General features: G+C 49.2%; 15 protein-coding genes. 8 read left to right on the plus strand and 7 right to left on the minus strand.

Features of this window, described 5'->3' with window-relative positions:
- The first annotated feature begins 86 nt into the window (after positions 1-86).
- The 3 genes from ACYUJT_RS03420 to ACYUJT_RS03430 all read left to right on the plus strand — a co-directional run bounded on the left by ACYUJT_RS03420 (position 87) and on the right by ACYUJT_RS03430 (position 4,469).
- Positions 87-995 (plus strand): LysR family transcriptional regulator, encoded by a 909-nt coding sequence (locus ACYUJT_RS03420; protein WP_460318832.1) that lies wholly within the window; start codon positions 87-89, stop codon positions 993-995.
- 229 nt (positions 996-1,224) lie between these two features.
- On the plus strand, positions 1,225-2,100 hold the full coding sequence (locus ACYUJT_RS03425; protein WP_460318834.1) for an ABC transporter ATP-binding protein: 876 nt from the start codon (positions 1,225-1,227) through the stop codon (positions 2,098-2,100).
- Positions 2,097-4,469 carry a DUF4097 family beta strand repeat-containing protein gene (locus ACYUJT_RS03430; RefSeq protein ID WP_460318835.1) on the plus strand — a complete coding sequence of 791 codons (2,373 nt, stop codon included), beginning with the start codon at positions 2,097-2,099 and terminating at the stop codon, positions 4,467-4,469. The genes ACYUJT_RS03425 and ACYUJT_RS03430 overlap by 4 nt, the downstream gene beginning before the upstream one ends.
- Before the next feature lie 50 nt (positions 4,470-4,519).
- Here ACYUJT_RS03430 and ACYUJT_RS03435 read toward each other — a convergent pair whose 3' ends face one another.
- The 5 genes from ACYUJT_RS03435 to ACYUJT_RS03455 all read right to left on the minus strand — a co-directional run bounded on the left by ACYUJT_RS03435 (position 4,520) and on the right by ACYUJT_RS03455 (position 8,255).
- Positions 4,520-5,626 carry a sensor histidine kinase gene (locus ACYUJT_RS03435; RefSeq protein ID WP_460318837.1) on the minus strand — a complete coding sequence of 369 codons (1,107 nt, stop codon included), beginning with the start codon at positions 5,624-5,626 and terminating at the stop codon, positions 4,520-4,522.
- A gap of 6 nt (positions 5,627-5,632) precedes the next feature.
- A complete protein-coding gene (locus ACYUJT_RS03440; protein ID WP_460319754.1) occupies positions 5,633-6,334 on the minus strand; it encodes a response regulator transcription factor in 702 nt (233 codons plus the stop codon).
- Positions 6,335-6,532: 198 nt separating this feature from the next.
- Positions 6,533-7,213, minus strand: a complete 681-nt coding sequence (locus ACYUJT_RS03445) for a zinc metallopeptidase (protein ID WP_460318839.1) — start codon at positions 7,211-7,213, stop codon at positions 6,533-6,535.
- Between the two features lie 42 nt (positions 7,214-7,255).
- On the minus strand, positions 7,256-7,687 hold the full coding sequence (locus tag ACYUJT_RS03450) for a MerR family transcriptional regulator (protein ID WP_460318840.1): 432 nt from the start codon (positions 7,685-7,687) through the stop codon (positions 7,256-7,258).
- A gap of 52 nt (positions 7,688-7,739) precedes the next feature.
- Positions 7,740-8,255 (minus strand): M67 family metallopeptidase, encoded by a 516-nt coding sequence (locus ACYUJT_RS03455; RefSeq protein WP_460318841.1) that lies wholly within the window; start codon positions 8,253-8,255, stop codon positions 7,740-7,742.
- Positions 8,256-8,341: 86 nt separating this feature from the next.
- On the opposite strand from ACYUJT_RS03455, the gene ACYUJT_RS03460 reads away from it, so the two are divergent.
- Entirely contained in the window at positions 8,342-8,920 is a 579-nt protein-coding gene (locus ACYUJT_RS03460; RefSeq protein ID WP_460318843.1) for a TlpA family protein disulfide reductase, read from the plus strand.
- Positions 8,921-9,028: 108 nt separating this feature from the next.
- Here the strand turns inward: ACYUJT_RS03460 and cimA are convergent, their stop codons facing one another.
- On the minus strand, positions 9,029-10,645 hold the full coding sequence (gene cimA, locus ACYUJT_RS03465) for a citramalate synthase (RefSeq protein ID WP_460318844.1): 1,617 nt from the start codon (positions 10,643-10,645) through the stop codon (positions 9,029-9,031).
- A 237-nt stretch (positions 10,646-10,882) separates the two neighbouring features.
- Here cimA and ACYUJT_RS03470 point away from each other — a divergent pair, with 237 nt between their 5' ends.
- The 3 genes from ACYUJT_RS03470 (at position 10,883) to ACYUJT_RS03480 (ending at position 14,201) form a co-directional block, all read left to right on the plus strand.
- Entirely contained in the window at positions 10,883-12,169 is a 1,287-nt protein-coding gene (locus tag ACYUJT_RS03470) for a DNA polymerase IV (RefSeq protein ID WP_460318845.1), read from the plus strand.
- Positions 12,170-12,288: 119 nt separating this feature from the next.
- Positions 12,289-12,531: a ferredoxin gene (locus tag ACYUJT_RS03475; RefSeq protein ID WP_460318846.1), complete on the plus strand. Its 243-nt coding sequence runs from the start codon at positions 12,289-12,291 to the stop codon at positions 12,529-12,531.
- Positions 12,532-12,773: 242 nt separating this feature from the next.
- Positions 12,774-14,201: a L,D-transpeptidase family protein gene (locus ACYUJT_RS03480; protein WP_460318847.1), complete on the plus strand. Its 1,428-nt coding sequence runs from the start codon at positions 12,774-12,776 to the stop codon at positions 14,199-14,201.
- 3 nt (positions 14,202-14,204) lie between these two features.
- On the opposite strand, the gene ACYUJT_RS03485 is transcribed toward ACYUJT_RS03480, so the two are convergent.
- Positions 14,205-14,336 carry a hypothetical protein gene (locus tag ACYUJT_RS03485; protein ID WP_460318849.1) on the minus strand — a complete coding sequence of 44 codons (132 nt, stop codon included), beginning with the start codon at positions 14,334-14,336 and terminating at the stop codon, positions 14,205-14,207.
- A 187-nt stretch (positions 14,337-14,523) separates the two neighbouring features.
- Here ACYUJT_RS03485 and ACYUJT_RS03490 point away from each other — a divergent pair, with 187 nt between their 5' ends.
- Positions 14,524-15,618 carry a quinone-dependent dihydroorotate dehydrogenase gene (locus ACYUJT_RS03490; RefSeq protein WP_460319755.1) on the plus strand — a complete coding sequence of 365 codons (1,095 nt, stop codon included), beginning with the start codon at positions 14,524-14,526 and terminating at the stop codon, positions 15,616-15,618.
- The last annotated feature ends 15 nt before the right edge of the window (positions 15,619-15,633 follow it).

Raw genomic sequence — 15,633 nt, forward strand, 5'->3', positions numbered from 1 at the left:
TAAATGGTAAAGTTATGTTAGAGTACAAATGATGGCAAGTTACCCAGATGGGTTATGACAGGAATCGAAATGGAGCGATCAGATTCGTGGAATTAAGACAATTGCAATACTTTGTGAAGGTGGCGAAAAAGGAGCATGTCACACAGGCTGCCGAAGAACTTCATGTGGCCCAGTCCGCGGTAAGCAGGCAAATCCACCAATTGGAGCAGGAGCTTGGCGTTGACTTGTTCATGCAAAAGGGAAGAAATCTGCATTTGACTGCGGTAGGACAGCTATTTTGCAGCCGGGTGGAGACGATCCTTAAAGATTTGGATCGCGCCGTAAATGAAGTTCACGAGTTTATTGATCCAGAGCAAGGCGAAATTCGTCTCGGATTTCCACATAGCCTCGGCGTTCATGTTATTCCGAGTGTAGTTGCCGAGTTCCGTAAGTTGTATCCGAATGTAAAGTTCAGATTCAAGCAGGGGATGTACCCGACACTCATTCGCGATGTCGTATCGGCCGAAGTGGATTTGGCCTTTATCTCTCCTTTTCCGGAGAACCATAACCAAGTTGCGGGAAACGTTGTTTTGACGGAGGACTTGGTAGCGATACTGCCGCCGGGCCATCCGCTCGCTAACGAGCAGAGCATCAAACTTAACCAATTGAAAGATGATAAATTCATTCTGTTCAGCAAAGGTTATTCCTTAAGACCTATCGTGTGGCATGCTTGTCTGGAAGCCGGTTTCACGCCGAAAATCGCATTTGAAGGCGAGGAGACGGATACGATTCGCGGCCTAGTCGCTGCCGGCATGGGTGTTAGCCTTCTGCCTGAAGTGGCGTTATTCCAGAGCTTCTCGCTGCAGCCAGCCAGAGTCCGAATTTCGACGCCGAAAGTAACGAGAACGATCGGGCTGATTCATCGAGCCGACGATAAACTCCCGCTGGTCGCGCAATCATTCCGCATATTTCTGTTAGAATATTTCGGATTACAACCGGACACGCCGCCAAGTTAATAGACTGGCGGCGTTTGTTCTAATTAAGAAGACGGCTGTTTCCCGGGCTTAACCCCGTGAGCAGCCGTCTTTTTGTTTAATTCCATTAGAACTTTAGTTGCGAATTGGATGTATTTTATGTTAGTTTTGCTCTTATTTTACCATTCTTTTACTTTCGAACAGTATACTAGGCTCAAGAGCTGAAATAATGATTGTATAAATATCAGATGAGGCGTGGTGAAGAGTAGCAATGGAATTGAAGATTGAGCATGTAACTAAATCCTATGGCTCAAAACAGGCACTTAACCAGGTCACCCTGCATCTAAAGCCGGGTATTCTAGGATTGCTGGGACCGAATGGTGCGGGTAAATCTACCTTGATGAGAATGCTGTCGACCATAGAAAAGCCTACTTCCGGAGTAATAACTTGGAACGGTGTGGATATCGCGCAGCATCCTGATGTATTGCGCACTGAACTCGGTTATCTGCCTCAGGATTTTGGTGTGTACCCGAATATGAATTCTATTGAATTTCTGGAGTATATGGCCGCGATGAAGGGCTTGACGTTAAAATCAGCAAGAAAGAGAATTGATGAACTGTTAGAAATTTTAAATCTATCCAATCACCGCAAAAAGTTGTTGGGGGGATTTTCCGGTGGAATGAAGCAGCGTGTAGGAATCGCCCAAGCATTGTTAAATGATCCTTCGCTGCTCATCGTTGATGAGCCGACAGTGGGTCTTGATCCCGAGGAACGGATCCGCTTTAGAAATTTGCTATCGACGATGTCCTCTAACCGGATTGTTATTCTCTCCACGCATATTGTAACGGATATCGAGTCGATTGCGCCGAATATCGCGATTCTGTTCAAGGGGAGGCTCGTGAACTTTACGTCGCCGGAGAGCTTGATCCAGGGGGCAGATAACAAGGTGTGGCAGAGCATTATCCCTTCTTCCGAGCTGCGGGAAATGCAGGAGAAATATATTATCAGCAGCGCCATACACCGGAGTGACGGCGTGCATGCCCGGATCGTTTCTGATTTCCGCCCTGCCCCAAATGCTACCCCGCTTCCTTCTACGCTGGAGGATGCGTACCTCTACGCTGTCTCTCCATTAGGAGGGGCGTCATGAGCAACGTATGGGGCATCTATTATTGTCTGGTTAAGAACAACCTGATCAAGCAAATGAGAAGCTATTCCTTCCTCGTTGTCGTCCTGCTGACGTTGCTCCTGGGATATGCCAGCGTTCCCTCACCCTCCAGCGGGTATCAGGTGTTCTATATTGGCGGGGTGCGCGGCATTTACAATTCCGCATGGTTAGGCGGAATAGTCACGATGATGTCTACGCTGTTGTTGTGGCTGTTTGCCTTTTTTATGCTGCGCAGCCAGGTTTCCGAGGATCAAAGGCTTAAGGTCGGTCAGATCATTGCTTCGACGCCGGTTTCTAATTTCCGCTATATCTTTAGTAAAGTGATCTCCAATTACGTCGTATTGCTTGTGATCGAGCTGATTTTGTTTCTGGCGTTTATGGGAATGCAGTTGATCCACGGGGAAGACGATTTCATTCATATCGCCGATTACCTGAAGCCGTTCGTCTTTATTGTCATGCCCTCGCTGCTCGTCTTGGCGGCATGGACCGTATTATTCGACGTGATGCCCGGTTTGAAAGGCGTCGTGGGGAATATCATCTTTTTTGCCCTATGGGTATTCTTCAGTATCGTGTCGATCGCTGCGCCGAGTAGTCTGTTGGATGTATTCGGTCTTGATATTATTCGTTCGGACATGGTTCGGGAAGCCACGCTGAAATATGCATTCCTGTCCATGAGTGAGGAAGGGGGAAGCTTCGGATATTATCCGGTGGAAGGCACCAGCCCAACGTTTGTCTGGCATGGCGTTGAATGGAGCCGGAGCCTGCTCATCTACCGATTGGCCTGGGCAGGCATCGCCCTGCTGGTCATTCTCGTTTCTTCCCTCGTATTCAACCGATTTAGAATGAAAGAGAATGCCAATCGCAATCACGTACTTGTAATCTATGAATCGAAGAAGGATGCTGCCGCTAAGCCGGAAAATAGCCATGAGTATAAGCTGTCTCCTGTCAAGAGAGAGAAGAGGGTTCGTATGACGAGACTAATTCGGGCGGAAATGTTCATCATGCTGAAAGATTGTTCAATATGGTGGTACCTGCTTGTGCTCGGCAGTATGGCTGCTAGCCTTCTTATCTCGCTGGAAAACGTGCAGAGCTGGCTGCCTGTTCTAGCTTTATGGCCGATTGCTATCTGGTCGCAAATGGGCACGCGGGAGAAATATTATTTTACCCGGGAGCTATTGATGTCCAGCTGTCCTCCGCTAAAAAGATTTTTTGCGGGTTGGATTTCCGGGATTCTCATCACACTTCTCGTATTCTCGGCTGCGTTAGTTCACTTCATTCTGGATGGACAGTGGGCGCATTTGACGGCCTGGCTGGTGAGCGTATTATTTGTTCCGACATTGGCGATGTTTTTGGGAACGATTAGCGGAACGAGGAAAATGTTTGAAGTCATCTATATTTTGTGGTGGTATATGGGGGCGGTAAATGACCTCCCTTATCTTAACTTCCTGGGCACCGCGACAAATTATGCCCTCCTGTACGGTATATTGACATGCGTCCTACTGATCGTTGCCCTTGTTTGGCAGCAGATCAAAGCCGGGGCGCTGGGGGTGGGCGTCACGAACAGAAAAATAAAAATGATGACTATGGTGTTTGCTGCGGTCATGGTCCTGTTTCTTTCAGGCTGCGATTCCAAACCAAGCGCTAATAGTGCAGGCAAGATCTTTGATGGGAAACAGGTGGAGGAAATCGTTATTAAAACGGATGGCCAAAATATTGAAATACGGCCTGCAAGCAGCGCAGAAATTAAAGTCAGTACGAAGGGAGGGAAAGAAATCAGCGCCGAGTTAAACGACGGGGTGCTGGATGTGAACTATGGCAGCTCGTCGGCTCTGGTCAACTTTAAGACAGACACCTTGCAGATCGAGCTGCCGGATAAGCAGTTCGCCAAAATCAGTCTGACGACGTTTGCCGGGCAAATTAAAGGCGAGGGATTAAAGGCCGATGAGCTTATGTTTACAGGAGATTCGGGAAGTCTTGAAATTAACGGATTTGAAGGGAAACGCATCCAAGGCAAAATTGCCGCAGGAGACATTGAGCTTACCGGGATTGCTGGTGACTTTATCATTGAGAACGATGCGGGGAATGTGAAAGTATCCCATAATGGGCAGCTAGCTCACGAAAGCAGTATTAGGACCGAAACAGGCAATGTCGAGATGACATTTGAGAATGCACCTAACGCCCTGGAGATTGATGCTTCGACTGAGTCGGGCAAGATCGAGTCGTCCCTGACTTCGGCGTCCGACGTGAACGCTACAGGAGCAGGGCAGGAATTGAAAGCTACGATTGGTACTTCTGCCGGCGCGCCGAATCTAACCATTAAATCTTCTGCAGGAAGTATTTATATCAAATAAAACATCCCGCCCTTCCCGATTGTCATCTGTTGACGGAGAAGGGCGGGCGTTTATTTGCCAAAGGGTATGGTGATGTAGAAGGAAGTTCCCTTCGCTACGATGCTGTCTACGGAAATATGCCCTCCGTGGGCGAGAATTAAGTCTTTCACGATCGACATGCCAAGGCCCATCCCATAACGGGCGGTGGGCGAAACAGCCGATTCGCCGCGATAATATTTCTTGAACAGATTCTCCAAAGTATGGCGGTCCATTCCGACCCCGTTATCTTCAATTGTGATTTTGATAAATTGGTTCTGTACATATGTGAGCTGCACCGAAATTGCCGTGCCGGGGGGATTGTGCATTACCGCATTGATGAGCAGGTTCTGAATCGCCCGGTACAGTAAGCGTCTGTCAAAGGAAAACAGGATCGAGTCCTCATCGCAGTGAAAGCTTAAATCGTATTCCTGAAGGTCCGGATCATTCCATGTATCAGCCAAAAGGCTCTTCAGAAACTCCACCAGATTCCCTTCTTCCAGCCGCAGAGGGATTTGCGACTTTGTTTCCTGGAGCTGGAGGGACAGGTTGAAATCCTGAATCAGGGTTTCCATGTGCTTGCTCTTCTTCAGAATTTCCTGCATGAAGGAAATCTTCTCTTCCTCGCTCCAGGAATACTCCTCGCTCAGGAGCAGGGCAGAATAGCCGGATATGTAGGTAAGCGGCGTTTTTAAATCATGGGAGATGCCGGCGATCCAGTCCTTTTTCAGTTGCTCCAGCTTCTCTCTTTCTTGCTGGGATTTTCGGAGATGGATAGATAATTCATGAATATTGGTTATGATTTCGCTGTATAGCCGGTAAGGTCTCTTTAGCTTATCCCTTTTCGTATATATTTTATGGCTGACGGCAGGTTCTTGGTAATGACCACGCGATAAGCGGGATATCCAGGAGATGATGAACCAGATCGGGTTGCTGAAATACCAACTGAAGATAAGGCTCGACACAATGATGCTGACCGCAAACAAAATAAGCAGAATCGAGTCGTAGCCAGCCATGCCTTCATATAGGCCAAGTCTCGGCAAAATGCCGTCAACAATCAGCATGACAACGAATCCCATACCTACCATCCAGGTGAATAATCCGATGATAAAATGAATGCTGAAGCGAAGCTTAATATTCATGGCGGGTTACCTTTCAATGGGGGGGACGAATTTGTAACCAATTCCCTTTAAATTAACGATGATTTCGGGAGACTTCGGCTTGCTTTCAAGCTTCTTTCTAATTTTGGAAATATGCATGGCCACGGTTTTCTCCTCGCCATAGTATGGTTCTTCGCCCCATACGAGCTGATAGATTTGCGTAGCGGTAAAAAGGCGATTTGGATTTTTGAAGAAAAAATGCAGTAGTTCCAGCTCCTTGGCCGTGCATTCGATGACTCGTTCATCCACAACAAGCTGGGCGTCGGCAGGCTTTAAGGCAAGGTTGCCATAGCGGTATTCTTTATAATGATCATGGTTCTCATGCAGCATGGCCCGGGTAAGGTTCTGTCTACGAAGCAGGCTCTGTATTCTAGCAACTACCTCAAGGGGATTGAAAGGTTTCGTAATGTAATCGTCGCCGCCGATTCCAAGACCCGTTAATTTGTCGAAATCGCTGGAGCATGAGCTAATGAAAATAATAGGGGTGCTTGTTATGCTTCTAATTTTGTTGCATAAGTCGAATCCATGAGTATCGGGAAGCATGACATCCAGCAAAATCACGTCAAAGGTATGCCGGCCTAGCAAATTTAACGCATCTTCCCCTGAAGTGCAGGAATAAATCGCATGGAATCTCTCTTTCTTCAGAATAATTTCCAGCAGGTTCAAAATGCCTTCTTCATCATCGACCATGAGTATTCTCTCATTCCTGAGCAATATGGAATTCCTCCTAAACAAAACGACTTCCTATGTTTAAACACCAATCTATTTTAACTCACTTATCCTAATAATTTCAATATATGGGGGATTATGCAGATAGGCAGGGAAGCACAAAAACACGGAGAGATTACTCTCTCCGCGGATAGTATTGAATCGGATTAAATTAAATAATTAGTCCCGGCTTTGGAAGTACATCATGATAAAACGAAGCAGCTCGAAAAGGGAGATAAGGGCTGCGGCTACATAAGTCAATGCGGCAGCGTTAAGAACTTTGCCTACGCCGCGCTCGTCGTTTTGCGAGACTAACCCCATGCTGAGCATGCCTCTGCGAGCCCGGTTGGTGGCGTCGAATTCTACCGGCAAGGTGACAAGCTGGAATAGTACGGCCAACGAGAAGAACACGATGCCTACGCCCAGGAGGTTCAGCGAACCGAACAAAATGCCTGCAAGAATTAAAAATGGCGATACTTGGGACGTTAAATTGACGATCGGGAACATTTTGTGGCGCAGGACCAGCATGGAATAAGATTCTTTATGCTGAATGGCGTGCCCGACTTCATGGCAGGCTACAGCGACGGCAGACACCGAGTTCTCGTAATAGACCGGCTCAGAGAGACGGACGACGCGTTTGGTCGGGTCGTAATGATCCGTCAGGCTGCCGCGTACAGGTTCGATCGGTACGTCGTACAATCCGTTCGCATCCAGCATGCGGCGGGCTGCCTCATGGCCTGTTAGTCCATACATATTATGGACCTTGGCGTATTTATTAAAGGTTCCCTTAACTTTAAACTGCGCCCATATCGATAGGCCGATGGCAAATATTAATGGAATAAACATGATATTCGAGCTCATGATTTTTCTCAATCCCCCTGTTGTAATAATTGATCAGTACTTTTACGTAAATGGCCCTTGGTTGATTAGAAGATATAATGCATCGATGCAGGCGAGGCTTTGAGGCATGAGACTGGAGAACATCTTTCTAGCTTGGCCTGGCTTCATGTTAGAAATGAGCGGCTCCAGCTCCTTGACTTCCCGTTCCAGTCTTTGCATATGGATTTCGAGGGAGGTCAATTTCTCCGTAACCTGCTCCTCGTGGCTTACTTTATTCCACAACTCCAGCTTCGAGCGAATTTCCTCTAATGTATACTTCTCCTGTTTTAATTCATTAATACGTTTCAAACGGTTCAAGGTTTCAGCGCTATACAAACGGTAGTTTTTCTGAGTGCGCGCTTCCGGCGCAATGAGCTTCAGCTTGGTATAGTAATCGATTGTTCTCTCGCTTACGCTGGCAGCTTTGGCTAATTCGCCGATTCTGTATAGTTTCATCCTGGTAGGCTCACCTCACTCCTAAGGATATATTTAGTATATATTTATATTTCTAAAATAATGATACCTGATCGGCAACTATACAGTCAAACGTTATGCTTTCCAATCTATAGTTACTATCACTGCCTATCAATTCATACCCTTGCAGCGTAAAGCTGGGCCGGTTATTCGCGGCAGTATGTCCGGCTATCGGTTCGTTTCCCCAGCAAGAACCGATGACATACAATTTGAGAAGGCTGGCAAATAAGGGCAGCTGCTGCAAATCGGTCGCCGAAGGGATAGGCGGAGCAGAGGGGTGGCTATGAAACAGGCCTAACAGCTGCGGATGATAGCAGTATTTGACCCATTCCTGGGGCTCCAGCGAGAAATGCCGGTCCGGCTGGGCAGAAGCATTAGTTAGCGGAACATAGCTGGCTATGACTGCTGCTTCGGCTGTCATTTCTCCCAGCAGAACCCCGCAGGCCTCGTGAGGAAAACGGGCTAGACTGTCTTTTTCAAGCTGCTCATATACAAATGGAAGGATGACCCACTTGGGATAGGGGGCAAGCTCCTGAAAGTGTTCGTTCATAGATCGTAATACCTCAATCCTCGGTTTGTAACAAAACGGGTAAACAGGGTACAATAACATATACAAATAGCAAAGGATGAACATACATGAGAAAAAATATACCTATTTTTGCGCTCCTGATCGTCTTGCTCGGGGTCGCCTTGTACCAAAATTATGGAAACGAGCTGCTCTCTTTCATGGGCGTCGGCAGTAATAAAGAAACGAAAACCTTGGGCGCTGCGATCGCAGAAGGAGCTCCCAAGCCAGGCTCTTCATCCCCGTCCTTCGTCTTGAACGGACTGGATGGAAACACCTATAAGGTGGGGGGAGAACGGGATAAGCCGGTACTGGTTAATTTTTGGGCTTCCTGGTGCGATCCCTGCAAAGATGAAGCTCCTGATCTCGTTAAGCTGTACGAGAAATACGGCGATCGACTGGACATTTACGGGGTCAATGTCACGGCGTATGACACAGTTGAGAAGGCTGAGGCCTTCGTCAAGGAATACGGAATTGATTTCCCGGTGCTGTTGGACAAGAAGGAAGAGGCCTACAAGAAATTCAACGGCGTGGCCTTTCCAACAAACGTGCTGATTGACAAGAACGGCGTGATCCAAGATTTAATCGTGGGCATACTTCCGCCGAAAGACTTGGAGGCCAAAATCAAGAAGCTGCTGCAATCCTCGTAAAATCCATCGTAAGAATGGAATGCCGGAAGGCCCGGAGTCCTTAAAACAAAGGAACTCCGGGCCTTCCGGCGCTATTCTATCGGTTTTGCCGATCAGATTATCATTGGATTAATGGTTGACTAAACCTTGGCTTGCAGATACAACCTCTTCATGCTCCATTTTGGTCTGGCCGAGCAGGGCGTAACGCAGGCTGTCGACAAGCGCCTCCCAGCTCGCTTCAATAACGTTGCCGGATACGCCGACCGTACTCCACGAATTGGCAGCGTCTTTCGATTCAATCAGGACTCTGACCTTGGAAGCTGTCGCATCTTTATCATCGAGCACCCTGACCTTATAGTCGGACAAGTGAATGTTCTTCAATGCAGGATAGTAAGAAATCAATGCTTTGCGCAGGGCATTGTCGAGCGCGTTCACCGGACCGTTGCCTTCCGCAGCTGTAAAAAGGCTATTACCGTCGATGTTCAGCTTGATGAAGGCTTCCGAGACAACCGGTCTTCCTGCAGACTTCTCGACGAGCATTTTGAAGGATTCAAAGACGAACAGCTCTTTCATCTCGCCGTTAGCCTGACGAAGCAGCAGCTCCAGGGAAGCGTCTGCGCCCTCGAACTGGTAGCCTTGGTGCTCTAAATCTTTGATTTTGGAAATGACCTGCCGGGTCTCTTCGTTCTCCGGGTCGAATTTGATGCCCATTTCTTGCGCCTTAGACAAAATATTGCTCTGTCCGGCCAGCTCGGATACGAGAACACGCTGCCGGTTACCGACGGTCTCCGGAGCAATATGCTCATAGGTCCGGGAATCGCGCAGAATGGCCGAGACATGGATGCCGCCTTTATGGGCGAATGCCGCTGTTCCGACGAACGGTTGTCCCACAGGCATATGAACGTTTGCGATTTCGCCAACATAACGGGCCGTATTGGTCAGCTGCTGCAGCTGCTCCGGCTCGATGACATCGTAGCCCAGCTTCAACTGCAGGTTCGGAATGATGGAGCACAGGTTGGCATTGCCGCAACGTTCCCCGTATCCGTTCATCGTGCCTTGGACTTGCTCGGCACCTGCCCGTACAGCATTTAAGGCGTTGGCTACGGCCAATTCACAGTCGTTATGGGTATGGATGCCAAGCCTAGCGGTCGTTACGCGTCCGGCCAGGACAGAGACGATGTCATGTACTTCATGCGGCATGGTGCCGCCGTTCGTATCGCACATGACGAGCCAGTCTGCGCCGGCCTCCTCCGCTTTGCGCATGACGGCGAGAGCATACTCCGGGTTGTTCTTGTAGCCGTCAAAGAAATGCTCGGCATCGAACAGAACTTCCATGCCCTGCCGCTTCAAATAGGCGATCGAATCGTAGATCATAGCCAGGTTCTCTTCTAATGTCGTCTGGAGAGCGGTATGCACATGAAAGTCCCATGATTTGCCGACCAACGATGTGGCTTTGGCACCGGATTCAAGGATGCGTTTCAAGTTAGGATCATGCTCGGCGATGCTGTCTTTGCGCCGGGTGCTGCCGAAAGCGGTAACTGTTGCGGATAATCCAAGTTCCTGAACTCGCTTGAAGAACTCGATATCTTTACTGTTGCTTCCAGGAATGCCGCCTTCGATATAATGAACACCCAGTTGATCCAGCTTCTTGGCTATCTTCAACTTATCGTCCGCAGACAGGCTAATGCCCTCTCCCTGAGTGCCGTCGCGTAATGTTGTGTCGAAGATGGTTACAGCCTTTGACATGATGAAAATGTCCCCCTTTGGATATCATCTGAGTGTGAGCTCTCTGATTAGTATAAATTCTTCTGTTTAGTATAATTTCTAATTATAGCATCTGTAATTTAAATGTAACACCGTTTTTATGAAATTGCACAAGGGTTGTTGACCCAATCCGTCCTTAAAGGTATGCTTTTTTAAAAGAAAACACGGTGTAAGGCGTGAACATTCATGTTTTAGTTTAAATAAAATGAGGGAACACTAGTGAGGAATATCGACGAATATTATCCTGTGAACGGCAGGGTTGTGCTTCACATCGATATGAACGCATTTTATTGCTCTGTTCATGAGGCCGAGGAGCCGGAGAAATACCGGAACAAACCGACGGCCGTGGCGGGAAGCGTGGAATTACGCAAAGGCGTGATCGTTACTTGCTCTTACGCGGCCAGGGCGATGGGAATCCGCACAGGAATGACGGTGAGGGAGGGTCTAAGGAAATATCCCAAACTCATTCTGATCGCCCCAGATTTCCATTTGTACCGCCGTTACTCCCGGGCATTCATGGATATTGCATACCGGTATACCCCGCTGCTGCAGGCGACCTCAATTGATGAGTGCTATTTGGACATCACTGGCTCGAAGCAGTTCGGCACCCCGCTCGAGATTGCGGGGGAAATCCAGTCTCGCATCGCCATAGAGCTGGGATTGCCCTGCTCCGTAGGCATCGCTCCGAACAAGCTGCTGGCCAAGATGGCCTCGGATATGAAGAAGCCAAATGGCATCACGGTGCTTCGTTTGCGCGATGTTCCTGAGCTGCTATGGGACAAGCCGTGCAGCGAGCTGTTCGGCATCGGCCGCAAAACGGGTGAGAAGCTGAAGAAGATGGGGATATATACGCTCGGTCAGCTGGCTGCGGCCGACGAGCGGCTGTTGTCGGAACGCTTCGGCGTCGTCGGCCTATGGATGAAGCAGGCTGCGCATGGCATTGACCATTCGCCGGTACAGGAGGAGCGGGAGAAGAATAAATCGATCGGGCACACGACGACGCTCCCGAAAGACCTGACTGAGCTGGAAGAAGTGAAACGGGTCATGCTTAATTTGGCAGATCAGGTGACCAGGCGCCTACGCCGCCAGAAGCTAATGGCGCAAACGGTGCAAATCACGATCAGGACGCCGGACATGAAGACGATAACTCGTTCCCAGACCCTCGGGAACGTGACAGAACAGGCCGATGAAATTTATAAGGAGGCCTGCGAGCTGTATCTTCGTCACTGGGGTCATGGTAAGCCGGTTAGGCTGCTCGGTATTACGCTGCAAAATTTAGTTCCCAGGGAGGACTCGGCCCTACAGCTAGATTTGTTCGATTACGAGCAGCAGCCGAAGAAGGAATCGCTGACCAGAACGATGGATTTGCTCCGGGACAAGTTCGGCGAGGATGCCATCCTGACGGCCGGCATGCTCAGCGATGATCCTTCCGCCCTGATTCGGAATCATAAAATCCGCGGAACTTCGCTTCAAACGGATTTTCTCCGGGAAAATCGGGAGGAATGATAATAATTATCAATGGAAAATGGTAACAAATGATTTGAAATTGCTTTCTTTTTATATTATATTGGTCATGGTGGTAGCAATTCACCGCACTTGTACCGTTTATCAGGAGGCAGATAAAGATGGCGAAATATACTTGGGTAGAGAAAGATACTTGTATCGCTTGCGGCGCTTGCGGCGCTACGGCACCGGATATTTACGATTACGACGATGAAGGCTTGGCCGAAGTTATCTACAACAGTGATGGTAACCGCGGTGTAACGGAAATTCCGGACGACTTGCACGATGACCTTCAGGATGCATCTGACGGGTGCCCGACGGATTCCATCAAGATTGCAGATACTCCGTTCAATATGGAAGGTTAACAGCACAGAAAGACCGATCTACATCACGCTTTTGGAGAAGCATCCCGCCGTTGATGGCACGGGATGCTTTTTGCTGTCTTTGACCGCTTCAGGTCTATCACGGCTGCAGATATACTAGGTATTAGGTCATGAATTTGACCATTTCAAAAGAATGGTTTGAAACAAGCGCTCCGCAGCCGATATATTAAATAAAGAGGTTGTTCATGCATACAATCACAAGTTGATCTCAATGGAGGTTTACGATGAAAAATTCGGCTTACCTCAAAAAATACGTCGAGAACCACCCAAACAATAAAATGGCTTGGTATTTGCTTGGCAAAGAATATGAACAAAGCGGCCAGGAAGGCAAAGCTCATTATTGCTACATTCAGGCAGGAAGCGTATACGAAGCGTTCGAGGCCAGCAAAATACCCGAGGATTTATGGATGGGGTATGAGGCGGGCATCCTTCAGGAGTCGCGCAGACAGGAGCAGCGCAGCCGCCTGCTGCGCAAGGCGGGCTTCATTTTGCTTCTTCTGCTGTTTCTGTGGCATCCTTCTGCACAAGCTCCCGGTAAAATGGCGGCTAGGGTCCCGGAATCTGATCTCGGGCAAGCGGAAAGCGCTTCTGGGCAGGATGAGCCGGATAAGCTCAAACCGGAAGCGGATACATCGCCTGTTCTTACTGAGCCGGAGAAGGATACCCCGAAGTTCACAGCGATCGGTTATGTCCCTGGTGGCAGAGGAGTGACCGGCGATATAGGCGGGCTGCTGCGAGGAAACGAAACGGATAGCCGCTATCAGGCTGTGCTCGGAATGGACAAAAAAGGAAAATGGCTAAATTGGTCCCACAAGATGCCGGTCGTTTATGGAATTGAGCCGCTAGGCGGCGGCCAGACCAGCGTGCAGTCCTATGACCCGGAGGCATGCCTCTGCAAGCCGCCAGACTCAGGCCATTTGAAGGGGGAGGCGGAGGAGTGGATCAGGCGGCAGGAGTCTCTGGCCGTACTCTCCTCAGCGATGTTGCGATATAAAGAGAAGAAAGGGAACTGGCCGAGCAGTTTGGACGATCTGACGCAGCCATTTCCGAACAACTGGCTGGCAGGAACCAATGATCATATGAAGGAAGCGTTTGCGCCGCTGAAGCAGAAGCTTGCGCAGCGGGAGCAGCATACAGGCGGAAAGGCGGGCCAGGGCGAATCCAGCATTACCATGGCGGAGAAGGCCGATTATAACGACAGATTTTTTGCCCAGCCGCTTGAGGTGATCGTCGATACAAGCAATTATCGTTTGGCAGTGGTAAGCGGTTCGGTAATTCTAAGAAGTTACCAGGTTGGGCTTGGCGGCGATAAAACGCCGGAAGGGACATTTCGCATTACAGATAAGGTCGTGAATCCGAACGGCAAGTCAGCCGGGGAGTTCGGCAGCCGGGGAATGCAGCTGTCCGATACGAATTACGCGATCCATGGCACGAACGAGCCGGACAGCATTGGCGGCGATGAATCACTGGGCTGCGTCCGGATGGGGAGAAAGGATGTTGAGGAGCTGTTCGACCTGCTTCCGGTCGGAACGAAGGTGACGATAGGCAAGGGAGGGCTGCCCGATCAGGACCTTACCCCGGCAAAGCGGTTTACGCTTGGGGACAGGCAGGATCAGAGCAATCCTCACCGGACGTATCGCTGGCTGCATTAGCCATTATTTGAATACGAGTGCTAGCGTAAACAGTATAATGAGCCCAGCAACGATGGAAATAGCCCAGATGAGCCCTTTTCTGTTCACTTCCTCTTTTTTCTGCTGGAGTGTCGGCGGTTTGCGTTTGGCAGCCATGACAACAATCATTCCCTTCTATATTGTTCAGAGAGCTACATATTTATTGTAATAGCTTTCATTTTAAAATGCTATCACCTCATTCGTTACGTTTTCATGAGGTTGAACTTTTCTTTTGAGCGAGAAAACGATAAACTAAAAAGCAAGGCATTGTATGGCATAAGTGATGAACGGAGTGAAGTTAGACGTGTTGTATCGCAATATTGGGAAGCATTTATTTTTCCGGTTGGATGCTGAGAAGGCTCACCATCTTATGATCGGAGGATTACATAAGGCAGCGAGAGTGCCGGGATTTATTCCTTTACTGCACGGAATGTACGGAGTCAAAGAAGTTCCGGAGCTGGCTGTCGATTTATTCGATATTCATTTCCCTACTCCAGTAGGGCTGGCCGCCGGCCTGGATAAAAATGGGGAAGCGGTAGAGGCGTTCTCGGCCGTCGGCTTTGGATTTATGGAGGTCGGGACCATTACGCCGAAGGCCCAGCCGGGAAATGAGCAGCCGAGGCTGTTCCGCCTTAAACCGCAGGAAGCGCTGATTAACCGCATGGGATTCAACAACCAGGGCACGGATTATATGGCCTCGCAGCTTGAAGCACTGCGGACCAGACGGATTCCGGTTGCGGTCAATATCGGCAAGAATAAGGCCACTCCCAACGAAGAGGCCCATGTTGATTATGAGAAGTGCATTGCAGCGCTTTATTCGCATGCGGATTTCTTCGTAGTAAATATCAGTTCGCCGAATACGCCCGATCTGCGTAATCTTCAGCATGGCAGCGAACTGGCGTCCTTGCTGGAAGCAGTGCAAAGCGAGATGGCGAATCAGGCGGCGAAGCATGGCAAGAAGAAGCATGTTCTCGTGAAGATCGCCCCGGACGTCAGCATGACGGAGTTGGAATTCATGGTACAGACGATCATGAATAGCGGCGTGTCGGGAATTATAGCTACCAATACGACGATCTCGCGTGAAGGCATTACGCATCAGCACGCACAGGAAACCGGGGGTCTCAGTGGAAAGCCGCTGAAGGAGAGAGCGACGGAGATTATTTCTCATGTCTATCGATTGACGGAAGGGAAACTTCCGATTATCGGTTCCGGCGGAATTTTTAACGCTGAGGATGCCTATGAGAAAATTCGTGCTGGCGCCAGTCTGGTAGAAATATATACCGCTTTAATTTACGAAGGTCCCGAGCTGAATCGGGAAGTGCATCGCGGTTTGTTGGACCTGCTGCGCCGCGACGGATTTAGCCATATTTCCGAAGCAGTAGGAGCAGATCATCGCTAACCGGGCCACAGAAGA

Source organism: Paenibacillus sp. YSY-4.3 (assembly GCF_054767475.1).